Source organism: Parasphingorhabdus sp. (assembly GCF_039968395.1).
In the GTDB taxonomy this organism is placed as follows: domain Bacteria; phylum Pseudomonadota; class Alphaproteobacteria; order Sphingomonadales; family Sphingomonadaceae; genus Parasphingorhabdus.
Genome location: NZ_JBDVPV010000004.1, coordinates 307,561 through 320,934 on the forward strand (window position 1 = coordinate 307,561; position 13,374 = coordinate 320,934).

The 13,374-nt window shown below is 49.8% G+C and carries 11 protein-coding genes, 1 tRNA gene and 2 rRNA genes; 4 read left to right on the forward strand and 10 right to left on the reverse strand.

The features are described from left to right. The first annotated feature begins 35 nt into the window (after window positions 1–35). Complete coding sequence (locus tag ABJI30_RS10585; RefSeq protein WP_348018159.1) at window positions 36–1,595, forward strand: sulfotransferase; 1,560 nt, start codon at window positions 36–38, stop codon at window positions 1,593–1,595. Window position 1,596: 1 nt separating this feature from the next. Here ABJI30_RS10585 and ABJI30_RS10590 read toward each other — a convergent pair whose 3' ends face one another. From ABJI30_RS10590 to ABJI30_RS10600, 3 genes are read right to left on the reverse strand one after another with little or no spacing between them, the layout of a single operon-like run. Next, complete coding sequence (locus tag ABJI30_RS10590) at window positions 1,597–2,685, reverse strand: DUF917 domain-containing protein (protein ID WP_348018160.1); 1,089 nt, start codon at window positions 2,683–2,685, stop codon at window positions 1,597–1,599. Then, complete coding sequence (locus tag ABJI30_RS10595; protein WP_348018161.1) at window positions 2,682–4,232, reverse strand: hydantoinase/oxoprolinase family protein; 1,551 nt, start codon at window positions 4,230–4,232, stop codon at window positions 2,682–2,684. Before ABJI30_RS10595 ends, ABJI30_RS10590 begins: the two co-directional genes overlap by 4 nt. After that, a complete protein-coding gene (locus ABJI30_RS10600) occupies window positions 4,229–5,506 on the reverse strand; it encodes a cytosine permease (protein WP_348018162.1) in 1,278 nt (425 codons plus the stop codon). Before ABJI30_RS10600 ends, ABJI30_RS10595 begins: the two co-directional genes overlap by 4 nt. Window positions 5,507–5,680: 174 nt before the next feature. Here ABJI30_RS10600 and ABJI30_RS10605 point away from each other — a divergent pair, with 174 nt between their 5' ends. Continuing rightward, window positions 5,681–6,187 carry an Lrp/AsnC family transcriptional regulator gene (locus ABJI30_RS10605; protein WP_348018163.1) on the forward strand — a complete coding sequence of 169 codons (507 nt, stop codon included), beginning with the start codon at window positions 5,681–5,683 and terminating at the stop codon, window positions 6,185–6,187. 289 nt (window positions 6,188–6,476) lie between these two features. Further along, a complete protein-coding gene (locus ABJI30_RS10610; protein WP_348018164.1) occupies window positions 6,477–7,382 on the forward strand; it encodes an alpha/beta hydrolase in 906 nt (301 codons plus the stop codon). A gap of 141 nt (window positions 7,383–7,523) precedes the next feature. Here ABJI30_RS10610 and ABJI30_RS10615 read toward each other — a convergent pair whose 3' ends face one another. From ABJI30_RS10615 to ABJI30_RS10630, 4 genes are all read right to left on the reverse strand, one after another. Next, on the reverse strand, window positions 7,524–8,369 hold the full coding sequence (locus ABJI30_RS10615) for an enoyl-CoA hydratase/isomerase family protein (protein WP_348018165.1): 846 nt from the start codon (window positions 8,367–8,369) through the stop codon (window positions 7,524–7,526). Window positions 8,370–8,467: 98 nt separating this feature from the next. Beyond that, window positions 8,468–9,265 (reverse strand): SDR family NAD(P)-dependent oxidoreductase, encoded by a 798-nt coding sequence (locus tag ABJI30_RS10620; RefSeq protein ID WP_348018166.1) that lies wholly within the window; start codon window positions 9,263–9,265, stop codon window positions 8,468–8,470. Window positions 9,266–9,315: 50 nt separating this feature from the next. After that, entirely contained in the window at window positions 9,316–10,173 is an 858-nt protein-coding gene (locus tag ABJI30_RS10625) for a hypothetical protein (protein WP_348025482.1), read from the reverse strand. A 76-nt stretch (window positions 10,174–10,249) separates the two neighbouring features. Beyond that, complete coding sequence (locus tag ABJI30_RS10630; RefSeq protein WP_348018168.1) at window positions 10,250–11,032, reverse strand: CmcJ/NvfI family oxidoreductase; 783 nt, start codon at window positions 11,030–11,032, stop codon at window positions 10,250–10,252. 120 nt (window positions 11,033–11,152) lie between these two features. On the opposite strand from ABJI30_RS10630, the gene ABJI30_RS10635 reads away from it, so the two are divergent. Beyond that, entirely contained in the window at window positions 11,153–12,058 is a 906-nt protein-coding gene (locus ABJI30_RS10635; RefSeq protein ID WP_348018169.1) for a LysR family transcriptional regulator, read from the forward strand. 425 nt (window positions 12,059–12,483) lie between these two features. On the opposite strand, the gene ABJI30_RS10640 is transcribed toward ABJI30_RS10635, so the two are convergent. The 3 genes from ABJI30_RS10640 to ABJI30_RS10650 form a co-directional block, all read right to left on the reverse strand. After that, window positions 12,484–12,560, reverse strand: a tRNA-Met gene (locus ABJI30_RS10640). Between the two features lie 131 nt (window positions 12,561–12,691). Next, window positions 12,692–12,806, reverse strand: a 5S ribosomal RNA gene (rrf, locus tag ABJI30_RS10645). 179 nt (window positions 12,807–12,985) lie between these two features. Continuing rightward, window positions 12,986–13,374 (reverse strand): 23S ribosomal RNA (locus ABJI30_RS10650); the annotation flags it as partial.

Below are 13,374 nucleotides of genomic sequence, written 5' to 3' on the forward strand. Positions count from 1 at the left end.
TGCTCCCGCTCCAGCTGTGCAGTACGTTTATTGATATGACCAATTTGACGCTCGCAGACGGCTTAAAGCTTCTGAGGCAAAAACAATATCAGACTGTCCACAGCCAATCGATTAAGTTGATCGAGGAAAATGTCCGAAATCCGCTGCCTTATTTCCTGCTTGGTATCATCGCCGAGGAGCATGATAACTACGCCAAGGCGCCGGAACTTTATGCCAAAGCGGCTGAATTGGGACCGGATGTCCCCTATTTTCATATCTATCATGCAAAAGTACTATCGACTTTGGGTCGTCAAAATGACGCCAAAGCGAATGCGGATAAGGCATCGAAGCTTGCCATCAGTGATGCATCTCTAGCCGATACGATCGGAGTCGTTTACAGCCGCGCCGGATATCATGAGCTGGCAATTCCGTTTTTCGAAAAGGCGGTTTCTTTCGAACCAGATCAGGCAAATTTTCACTATAACTTCGCGGCGTCTGCTCAATTTCTTGGAGATTTCGAGACAGCAAAACACGAATATCAGCGTGCCGTTGGACTGGATGGCAATCATTTTCGTGCATGGACATCGCTGACATCCATGGAAAAACAAACGGAACAGGCAAATCAGCTTCCAATGCTCCGCCAGCTGTTCAATCAGGCGGAAGATGATGCCGAAGGTCGGCTGCAACTGGGACACGCCATAGCGAAAACGCTTGAGGATATGGGGCAATATGAAGCAAGCTTTGAGTGGCTGTTAAAGGCGAAAGAAGCAAAGCGGAGTGAGTTGCGGTACGACCGTGAAGCGGGACGGGCCATGTTTGAATCAGCCAAACAGACATTTGTATCAAACCCTAAAAACGCCGCTGAAGACCCCGAAGACACTCCCATTTTTGTGGTCGGTTTGCCTCGAACTGGTACAACACTTGTGGACCGGATCTTGTCCTCTCACACGGAGGTGGTTTCGGCCGGAGAGCTGAACGTTTTTGCCGAACTTGTCAAAGAAGCTGCAGGAACATCGACCAACATGGTTATGGATGACGAAACTTTTCAACGCGCTTCAGTGATGGACGTTTCCGGCATAGGTGCTTCCTATATAAGCAGAAATTTGGAACGTGTTCAGCGATCAAAGCATATGGTTGATAAAATGCCGCTTAACTTCTTTTATGCAGGCCTGATCCATCGTGCTCTTCCCAACGCCCGGATTATTTCGCTCCGGCGCGGTGCGATGGACAGCTGCCTTTCGAATTTTCGGCAACTTTTCTCGACCAGATACTCCTATTACAACTATACATTTGATCTTGAAGACACCGCTGAATTTTACAGACTCTATGATGACCTGATGGCGCATTGGCGCAACGTTTTGCCGTCTGATCGTTTTTTGGAAATTCACTACGAGGACATCGTCTTTGATCAGGAAGCCCAGACGCGAAAGCTGCTCGATTTCTGTGGACTCGAATGGGATGAAGCTTGCATGCGATTTCATGAAAATACTGCACCCGTTTCCACCGCCAGTTCCGTCCAGGTTCGCCAGCCGCTTTACTCGGGCTCAATCGGCCGGTGGAAAAAATATGGTGACAAGCTAGATAATTTGAAAACCGCACTTGGTGATCTGGATTGATCTATAGCTTTTCAAGGGGTACGTAATCGACATCAAATCCGAAGCAACGTGGTGATACGACGCTCAATGCAGCTTCTGACCGATAAAATTCCGGACAACCCGTTGCAAATACCGAAATACGCTGACCATAGCGCAACCGTTCGGCGTTGATCGGAGTACCAGTCTCATAGTCGACAATCGTGATCAGGTCCGGTACGCTCGCAGCGACTTTGTCGCCAATCTTTGCGAGCAAATACTCATTCTTGATATTAAGGAAAAGTTTGTCACCCGTTCCATCGAAACTTTCGATTGTAGCTTCGCCAATATCATAGCCACCAATGATCCGTGTCGCCTTGTCGATAACCTTACCGGTGTAGATAAGCCGGCATTCACCATAGATTGATGTTTTGAAGGCGTTTTGAAGAGGCTGCAGCAGAGCATCGGCTTGCCCGCGATTGCTGCGCAATATCCGGCCCAGTTCGATGGAAAAGCTGAGAGTTCCGGGAATGATCGATCGTTTTAGCTCTGCGCCGGTCATTGGATGTTCTGCCGCCGTCACCATCCCACCTGCCGCAACGGAGTAGCTGCGGATGTGGCGTTCATAAATCGCCGTGGTAGACACATCGAAGCTTGCCGTATTTCCGGCATAGTCATAGGCAATAGCTGGCGTCGGCCGGACACCGGCAATCGGGTAGGACATCATCTGCGCTTCGGGCAGCGCCCGTCCCATGCCATCGCCGTCAATCACGGGGACGCCGCGCCCCGTTGCAGCAACCAATGGAATGAGAGAGTTTCCGCCACCGATTTCGAAGGATGCAACGGCATCCACTTTACGGCCTGCATGTTGCTCGAATGCCTCCAGCGTACGCGCGGCGTCATCGATTGAGGGCAATAGCTCCAGACTGACCGTTGGTGCACCGACGCTACCAATCGTCACGATGTAAGCGTCATCTGCCAAATCCGCAGCTGAGACGACTTGAACCGGACCGTATTTCTTGATCGCTTCTCGGGCGATCAGTTTCGGTACGTGTGGGTCACCGCCGCCGCCCGTTGCGAGGAAAACCGACCCCAGCGCAAGATCATCAAGATGCTCCAGATTTACAGTCTTCATGCCGCAGCTCCCGACAAAAGATCACCTATAACTTTGACTCGAACACGCGTGGCGCCTTCATCCATGTAAGGTACTGAAGTTTCGTCAATATCCACGGCCTTTATCGAAGCGATATCTGCACCGGCTCTGACTGCACGATCTGTCGCTTCCCCGGTTACCTTTTGAATGGCTTCTTCCCGCGAAATGCTGCGGTAGGAAAGCATGCGTTCGGCTTCACCGCCAATTTGGGCAATGGCTGCACCGATGGCATTTGCAACGCCGGCATTTTCCGGACGAAGTAACTCCGACGCCGCCTTGAGCCCCCCGGTTACGAGAACCGCACCACCGCCTACGAGAATGACTGGCATGTCCTTTCCGCCGGGTTTCATCATTTCAATACTTTGGTCCAGCATCATATGCATGGTGTCAGTGGCCTGGCTTACTACATCTTTGGAAATCGACTCTATTTTTGAAGGATCACCAATTTCTGCAGCGCCGCTAGCAACGAGAATATCGGTTGTCGTTAGTGTATCTCCCCCGAAAACCAGGCCTTCGGTCACCAGCTTGTGACCCACAGAATGTGGTCCGATTGTGCGGCCTTCGTCCAGCACAAGGCTACCACCACCCAAACCAATCGCCAGAATATCAGGCATCCTAAAATTTGTTCGTACACCGCCAATTTCAATAATCACATTGGATTCTCTGGGGAAACCGCCCTGCAGAACCCCGATGTCCGATGTTGTCCCGCCAATGTCGACAACAATCGCATCCTCGAGCCCGGTCAGCTTATAGGCCCCGCGCAGCGAATTTGTCGGTCCCGATGCAAAGGTCAGTGCCGGATAGGCACGAACGAAATCGGCACTCATCAATGTGCCGTCATTCTGGCTGATATAGGCTGGACAATGCAGTCCGCGATTTTTCAATGCATCCAGAAAAGAACCAACCACTTTGTCAGAAAACGTCAACAATGCCGTGTTCATGATAGCGGCATTCTCGCGTTCCATCAGACCGAGGCGCCCAAAATTATAGGACAAGGTGATCCGTGCATGTGGAATGGCGGCGAGGATTTTGGCTGCTACAATTTTCTCTGGCTGTGCATTCATTGGCGAAAAGGCCGATGCAATCGCAATATTTGTGATTTGCTTGCCAATCAGGTCTTTGATGAGCGCGTCAATTTCTTCTTTGCGAATATCGGCGACAGGGAACCCGTCATATAGATATCCCCCATGCAGCATATAGACATGCTCACCCAACGCTTCGGAAATATCACTAGGCCAGTCGATCATCGGCGGCATTCCCTGACCCGATGGCAGGCAAATTCGCACCGCCGCTACTGGTGCCAATTCCCGACGTTCAACGATTGCGTTTGTAAACTGCGTCGTTCCAATCATGACGGTTTCGATTTTGTCCTGTGATACTGCGCCATCCTTGAGGAGAGTATCCAGGGCATCGGTAATGCCGCTGACAACATTCGCAGATGTAAGGGCTTTTGTGGCAGCGATCACATTGTCGCGGTCTAAAATCACAGCGTCGGTATGCGTGCCGCCAACGTCGATTCCGATCCTCATGAAGAAACCTCGATCCGGTTGCGCCAGGCCAATATAGTGTAGACTATTCCGGCCAAAATAACGGCATCCATTGCCGCTATTCCGGTTAAAGTAGGGAGCAGCATTTCCGAAGCCAGAACGGCAAACATTGCGCCAATCGCCCAAGCGATGAATCCCGGTACGTTTATCGGCCGGTTATTCTCGAGCGTATCAATGGTGTATGCAGCAGGGCGAATGAGCGCCCAGTCGATGATGATAACTCCAGCAACCGGAATGAAGATCACGGAAAGGTAAAACAGGAATGTCACGAAACTGTCGAGAATATTGAGTAGTGCAGCTATGACGCCAACGGCCCCCAGTCCAATTGCTAGCCAGCGGCTGCTCAAACCTGGAAAAGTCGCCTTTATGCTCAAAACCGTACTATAGAGATTGAGTGAATTGAGTACCCAGCTTCCCGCAATCACGATCGCAAATGCCCCAAGACCCAAATTCAGATCGAGCATGATATCAAGAATATCAGTTTTTCCCGAAACTGATCCGGCGAGACTGGCAGCTGCCATTACGACCAGCTGAACGATCATGTATGCTATGATAGCGGCATAAACCGCGCCGCTCCAATGGCGAACAAACCGGGTGATGTCCGGCAAAATAATCGCACCAATAATAATGGCTCCGACAATGGCCGAGATACCGTCGCCAATCGTCAAAGTGGCAGTTTTCTCCACTGCCATAATCTCATCGAGTGTATGTGTTTCGAATGCGGAGCGTGCGAGCAGGAAAGTGACAAAAGCCAGTACCGGTACGAGCAGCGTTGCCAGTAGATTGATCGCTTTGAAGCCAACTATTGTCGTGATCGTCATGCAAATGCTAGCGAATATCGCGAGACCGATAGTGGGAAGATTTTGCCCCCAAACCTCTAGCGCGAGCCGAGAAACTGCTCCTGCGAACAGATTGATATTGATTCCAAACCATCCCAGCAGGGAAATCGCAAAAGCGATGTTGACGAGACTGGCTCCCAAATCTCCAAATGCAACACGTACCAACAAATATGAGCTCATTCGGCTATTGGCGCCAATCGCTCCCATGACTGCGCCGATTATCAATATGATCACTGATCCCCAAACCAGTGCCCATACTGCATCTATCGCGGAGAGGCCCTGTGAAACCTCAAGGCCCGTGATGAACGTCGGGAGCGAAAATGAGACCATGGCAGCAACTGCTGCCACGCGGGGCCAAGGAACGAGTTGGTTTTCTGTAATTGCCGTCGCCGAAAATTCGTTCAACTGCTCGGACATAAATCCCCCAATTTGGTCCAATAGTAACTCAATTGTTCGGCGACGACCGTAAAACAAGTCTAGTCCAACATGATCCAAATATGATTTTGAAGATGCCTCTTCGATCAATTCAAAATTTTGCTGTTAGGCTGAAATCAAAATTTGACTTATAAGTCGATGAAATAGGACAGCAAAATGACAAGTAAGAATCGCGCTATAAAACTCGACAAGATCAATCGCAAAATATTGTCGATTACACATTTGAATTCCGATATATCCAATCAGGAACTGGCGGAGGAGGTTGGCTTGTCCAACAGTGCCTGTTTTCAGAGAATGAAAGCCCTTAAGGAGGCAGGGTATTTTGTCAGTTTCCACACGGATCTGGATCTCGACCGGATGGTTGAGCACGTTTTGGCCTATGTCGAGTTTACGCTGGAAAACAACAGCCCGCAGTCACGCAAGGCCTTTGAGGCGGTGATCGAGGACATTCCCGAGTTTATGGATTGCCTTCGTGTGACTGGAGATGTCGACTATATCTCATTCACTTGCTGTTCCAACACACAGAAACTCAATGCGCTCGTCGATCAGGTTGGAGGGGATGAAACCCTTGGTGTAAGAACCGTAAAAACGAGGATCATCCTTGATCGCGCAAAGTGGTATCTGGGCTATCCTCTCGCCAATCTGAAATGGCTGGACGATTGATCAGAGAATCGATTTTGATCCAGCCACATTGACTTGCAGTAAAACCCTTCATTTTCGATCAATGCACATTTGCTCGGGGAACTGTTTATCTAATGTCCGCTTTTGCGCCCAAAGCAGTTTCTATCGTTGTGACCGTTTTATCCCGAAAGCGGACACTAGATTAGTTCGTTTTTGACGACCACAACTGGGCCGATTCCTGACAGTCTGCTTTTGTCCGCTATGGGCGCAAAAGCGGTCATCCGCTGGCACCGTTATTTGCCTTTACATGGAGATTGCGCTTAGGTGCGTCATGATTTCATTGCGCGCTCGTATCGTCAATCGTCTGTTGCCTTTAATTGGCACGAAGACGTTTTTTTCAAATCCGTCCGAAGTACAGGCGAAGATAGAGAAGCTTCGCGAAAAAGGTCCTGACTTGCCATCGAAACGCTTCAGACGGAAGTTCGATGTGTTGGAAGAACAAGTTGATGGATATCAGGTGTTCACGATCGCTCCAAGAGCAGGTGCTCTACTAAGCCAGCACCACGTCCTGTATTTGCATGGCGGAGGATATGTGATGGATATGTCATGGGCGCACTGGAATTTCATTGGACGGCTTATTGAAGCTACCGGGACAAGCGTAACCGCTCCTATCTATCCGCTCGCACCGGAGCACCAATGCGAAGCATTAATTCCCAAAATGCAGAAGCTTTTTGAGCGGCTTGCCGAAAAACATGGCGCGGCGAATATGACGGTTATGGGAGATAGCGCCGGAGGAGGATTGTCTTTGGCTCTCACTCATTCACTGCGTGATAGCGGGAGTTATTCACCCGGCCGCATGATCCTGTTGTCGCCTTGGCTGGATGTCACGGCAACGCATCCTGATCAGCCAGAGATAGAAAAGCATGATCCGATGATCTCTATATCCGGATTGAGAAAATTTGGAGAATTATACGCCGGAGACTTGGATATAAAGGACCCAAGAGTTAGCCCATTATTTGGAGCGCATAATCAACTACCCCCCATACAAATTTTTACTGGTTCGGCAGATGTTCTATGGCCAGATTCCAAGCGTTTCCGAACTGCTTTGGAAAGCGTGAGCGCAAATTTCGAATATCATGAATATTCAGATATGTTCCATGTCTGGATGGTGATCCCGATTCCAGAGGGAAAAGAGGTGATGCAGCAAATTTCTGAATTTATGCTGCGTTCAAAATAAAACCATTTTTGGGGTGAAGCTGCCAAAAGCTTATGTCCGGTCAGAACAAAGACACTCACAAATCATATAGTTCTAAGCATATTAAAAAAATCCGGCCCAAAAATGCTGGGCCGGACTTCTCAACGCCAATATATCTGGAATCTAATTGATGTCCTGAACATCCATAACAAGATTTCCCCAGTTGCGTTGGTTCTCCATGTCATGCTCGAGACCCTGTTCGTCAGCAATGCGGAAGCGCTTCACGGCGGGTGTCTTGCTAGTCGCTTGATAGAGCCAGTAGGCTTCGGCTTTCAACGCTTCATCGATAGGCATATCAATGGACTCGTAAACCATCTGCTTACAGGCATTGATTGATTCTGCCGGGAATTGTGCAATGCGCTTAGCAAGATTGTCGACATATTCGCCGATCTCTTCTGGATCGATTGCTTTGTTGATGGTGCCCAAGCGCTCTGCATCATCGGCGTCATAATCCTGTGCACTTAGGATGATCTCGAGCGCCTTACCGAGACCGGTTTGGCGAGCCATGCGTGATGCACCGCCGCCGCATGGCAAGATTCCCATGCCAACTTCCATCTGCATGAATTTATATTTGCCGCGTGCTGCAAAACGCATGTCGAGAGCCAAAGCCAATTCATGGCCACCGCCGCGTGCGAAGCCCTCGAGCTTTGCAATTGTTGCTTGAGGAACTTTGCTAATGCGCTCGCAGACTGCTTGAAGGTCAAGAAGTTGTACGTCCTCACGTGACACGGCTTCGTCCGACATGTCTTTCAGAAGTTCGGTATCATAGTGACAGACCCAGATTTCAGGATTTGCAGACTGGAAAACCACGACTTTGGTTTCACGGTCACGCTCAAGACGCATAGCCAAGCTGTTAAGGTCAGCGAGCATTTCCTGACCTTGGACGTTGACGGTGCCAAAGTCGAAGGTGACGGTTAGAATTGCGCCGTCCTGATTGGTGGAAAATGTTGTAAATCCTTCATATTTCATGAGAGTATCCTTTCAGTTGAGTTTAGATTTTAGGTATAGTGGTAGTGTCTGCCTGAAGTGGTTTCAGACCATCGGTAGGCTCGGCAAGGGTGAGTGGCTTAGTTGATCAGCTGTTCGACGGCTTCCATCACCTGTTTGTTCTTCACGGCGTCCAGCGCATCGGGATGTGGTTGCGCGAACGATTTCCGATCATTGTCATAATAAAGACCAGAGGCATTGGCGAATTCGTCACTCAGAGCCGCACGGGTGAGGATGTCCGCGCCAATCCTCAAATCGTTTCCGGCCTGACCGTAAGCTTCCTTGACCATTTTGCTGCCCAGAAATGAGGCCGGATTTACGGCAACTATCATGGGGCCGTTCGCGCCAAGATCTTTCGCCATTCCAAAGGACCACATGGTCAGGGCGAGCTTGCTTTGTGCGTAAGCGTCACTGTCAGAAAAGGCGCGTTTGTTCAGAAAACCTTGCACATCCGCAGGCGCTTGTGCCGCTGATGACAAGTTCACTACCCGGCCTTTTGAGCCCAGGATTGGCAGCAAGGATTTAGTCAACAAATATGGCGCTACAACATTCACAATGAAGCGTGCATCATAGCCATCATTTGTGAGCGGGTTCGACATTTTGAACACGCCTGCATTGTTGATCAGCACGTCAATTGAACTGACTTCGCCCTTGATCTCGCTCGCTAGAGCTTCGACCTCAGGCAGGACTGAAAGGTCTGCGCGGAAGGTTTTGATCTCGCCGGCGCCTGTGATTGCCGAAACGGATTTAGCCGCTGTTGCGAGTTTGTCACGGTTACGACCGTGTAACAAAAGCGTATGGCCCTGCGGCGCGATCATTTTTGCGGTTTCGAGGCCGATACCGTCCGTTGCCCCTGTTATCAAAATTGTCTTTGTCATGATGTCTATCCTATTGATCAGATTATAGCTTAAGGCGTCTGGCCGGATCGTTAGAATGGTGCAGATTTATCAGATTGAACTTGCGGCACAGTCCACCGTTCTGTTGCGCTCGCTGGCACTGGTCCCTCACCATGTTGATAGGGAATCTGACCGTGTTCGCCATAAAGCCATAGTACAAAGTTATGACGCTCACCTTCCGTGATCGGTTCAGAAGCATGGGGGACCTTGCCATGGTGGATTAAGGCCGTTCCTGGTTCAAATGTCAGGTTCTCAACCTTTCGGCTCGCTGGATCCATAAAGCGCACAGCTGACCCGGAGAACTCTTCACCCGGTAGGTTCAGATTGATGTTCAGCGTTACGCTAGATGCGTCCGTGTGGAGACGCAAATCCGTGTCCTTGCCAGCCTCCCACTGAATGGAGAAACCAAATGTCTGACTGTCAAAGCCATAAACATCCGGAAATAGGAGCCGGGCAATGGGACGCATGTAATGATCCATGAGATCACGGTAGAACGTCTGGAATGTTGGTGCGGCAAGATAGCCTTCCGAGCGCGGATCAAGCATAGCCCCGCCGCGATTTAGGACAATTCCGTACGGCGGGCGAACGGGAATATCAGCTTTCGCGACGCGCTGGAGATAATCTCTCAAGATGTGAAGCTTTTTTGGGTCGAAGAACTGGGCTTTGTAAACATTGGGAAATACTTCAGTCCAAAGGTCTTTGACGGAGTTTTCCTTTGCTGGGTCTTCCCAACCCTTCTCAATCGCGTGACGGAGGTCTGTTGCATAGAGGGAGTGATCCAAGACAATATTGACTTGGTCGCCATTCCTCTCCCATTCAGTCCATGCGTCCTCAAACATTTTTTCATTGTCATTCCAAAAACGGTGAACTGAGGGTTCTCTGTGCAACATAGCTTCTCGTGTTGGTCGGGTTACGTTGCGAGCTTTTGACAGTAGAGTTGTCGACATGATTTATGCCTTTCGTTGTTTAAGAATAGCGAACTAGAGTGCGGCTCTCGATGCTTTTGCGCGGGATAGATGCTTGGGCATCACTCGAAAGATCAAGAGCACTATGTGCCAGATGTGGGCGTCCGCCGTTGTCATAGATATTGAAGATGATAGCCTCATCCGGGGTCATGTCGGATTGATAAAACCATTGGTGGGTTTGGTTGTTGGCCACACCGAGAATTTGACCAAGGCGGTCGGGGTAAACGAGACCGATATCCATCCAATCATCGGACTGCATGGAACGAGGGTCAATGAAGCCTAGAGGTGATGATTTAATGACGTTTTCAACCGGACGCCAGACATTGACAAAGCTATAACCCGCATCTTGAAATTCTTTCGAGCGACGCTCGCCGACCAAATCAACAAGGCGCTGCTCAGCACCTGCTTCGTTGTAATCATTGTGGACATTGCGCGCAGGACGACGCGGGGCGTTGGTGTCATCTATGCGAACAGTGTGATCGAATACAATAACTTCTGTCGCGCCGATACGGGCTTTCAGAAGGTCGACTAGTTCTTGATCATAGGTTGCTTGCCAACCCTCGCCCTTCTCAAAATCTTTCACAGCAGACCGGTGATTAACGAACTCAATGCCATCGCGTTGAAAGGCGGGTGTCCAGTCGCTGTCTCGCAGGTCTGAAACTTTAACATCGGTGGTTATGAGTTCCGGCGAAACGAGATTGCCGATTACCCCATCAACATCAAACTCAAACGCCTGCGGCGCTGACTTTTTAATGTGGTAATTTACGTTTGCATCAATTTGCATTGTTCATCTCCACCTTGGGTAGGAAAGCCTTAAGCGGCTCCGATAAACTTGAATATATATCTTTAATTATGGATATAAATGAGGTAAAAACATAATCAGAATATCGATTATGGATATAATATGGATACAGAAGCTGTTCGTCTCTTTGTCATGGCGGCGGACCTACTCAATATTAGTGCTGCAGGTCGGCAATTAGGGCTGGCTCCCGCTGTTGCAGGGACGCGGCTCGCGAAATTGGAAAAAGAAGTGGGTGCGGACCTGCTTCATCGCTCGACACGCAAAGTCTCTCTATCGCTAGAGGGAGCTGAGTTTTTACCTTTCGCCAAAGAAATCATCGCGCAAGAAGATGCCGGACTTGTCGCTCTCGGCAAGGGAAATCCAGAAGTTTCAGGGACGCTGCGCTTTGCCTGCTCCAGCACATTTGCTCAACTCTATGTCGCACCCATACTCCCAGAGTTTCTTGATCAATATCCAGCGATTAATCTAGATCTTCGTCTCTCAGACACGCAAGCCAAGCTTATAGAAGGCGGATATGACCTTGCTCTTCGCAACTTCGCAATCGAAGACAGCGCAATGATGGGCCGGAAACTGGCTGAAGACAAACGTGTGCTCTGTGCTTCACCCGACTATCTAGGTCGATACGGTGTGCCTGCCAAACCCGACGATCTGATAGATCACCGATTGGTTGTTTTTGGAGATACCAGGCGCGACTTGACTGCTGAGAAAGGACGCCAGTGTCAGTTCCCACCTGTCCAGGCAAAGACGCGCGTTCAATGTGATGACGGGACGAGCACACGATTGGCAACACTTGCAGGTGTGGGCATATCAATGAACTCGATTTGGAGCATCCATCGGGAGTTAGGTGATGGCTCTCTTGTCCGGGTTTTGCCGGAATATGAGGTGAATGATGGTTCTGCGGTCTGGTTGGTCTATCCGAAATCAAATGTCCTTACGGCCAAGGTCCGTGTGTTGATTGATTTTCTTGTTGAGAGAATTGGTTCCCCACCAATCTGGGAAGAAAAGTAACTTATACTGCGATTGGAAAACCTCCTATCCGTTGCAATCGTCTTAATGTCCGCTTTCGGAATAAAGCGGAATCGATCGGAATGACCGAAATTGGGGCGCAAAGCCGCCATAGAATTGTGCTTTACATAACGTCCGCTTTTGCGCCCTTAACGGACGCAAACAGGGTCTCCAAAATCATCCCGATCATCAGCCACTATAAAACCTGAAGGTTTCGCACTATGTGACGCAATTGCGTGAGCCTGACAGCTTTGCAACGCCTCAACAGAACAATGTTGCTTCCTGCATGAAACCGGTAAACCCTTGAGATTACTCAGCAATACGCAACCTCGCTCATTCGCTTGCTTACTATTTGCTTACTGCCCAAACGCAAAAAAGCCCCGCTGTCACCAGCGAGGCTTGTAATGCTTTGACTCTATTAGTCTTTTTGGTTGCGGGAGTAGGATTTGAACCTACGACCTTCAGGTTATGAGCCTGACGAGCTACCGGACTGCTCCATCCCGCGCCACCAAATGGCATCCCCTGGAAGGCAACGCCAAAATCAAAAAAGCGGCCGGCCCGTTGCCGGATCGGCCGCTTTTGAAAAAGTGAATGGGTTATTTCCTCGTGACTACATCTCCATGCGCCTGCTGCAATGCCTGGCGACGTCCTACTCTTCCATGCCTTAAGACAAAGTACCATCGGCGCAATCTGGTTTCACGGCCGAGTTCGAGATGGGATCGGGTGGGGCACAGACGCTATGGCCACCAAGCAATGAAGCAAGCGCATAAGCTGTAATCACGGGTCTTTTAATCGATATATCGTTGGTAAGATATGCATGTTTAAATCCATGCACATATTACCGTGGGCTGAGCTTATATTGTCCAACACCGACGACAAGCTGGCTTTCCAATTTCTTGGGCCCAACATTGTTGTTGATGGCGGGATTCTACAAGCGCGAAAAGAGCAATTAGGATTGGTTAGCTTCACACATTACTGTGCTTCCACACCCAACCTATCAACGTGGTGGTCTTCCACGGCTCGATGATAACTTATCTTAAGGGAGGCTTCCCGCTTAGATGCTTTCAGCGGTTATCCCGTCCATACATAGCTACCCAGCGGCACGCCTGGCGGCATGACTGGTACACCAGAGGTATGTTCAACCCGGTCCTCTCGTACTAGGGTCAACTCCTTTCAATTATCGACGCCCACGGCAGATAGGGACCAAACTGTCTCGCGACGTTCTGAACCCAGCTCACGTACCACTTTAATTGGCGAACAGCCAAACCCTTGGGACCTGCTCCAGCCCCAGGATGTGATGAGCCGACATCGAGGTGCCA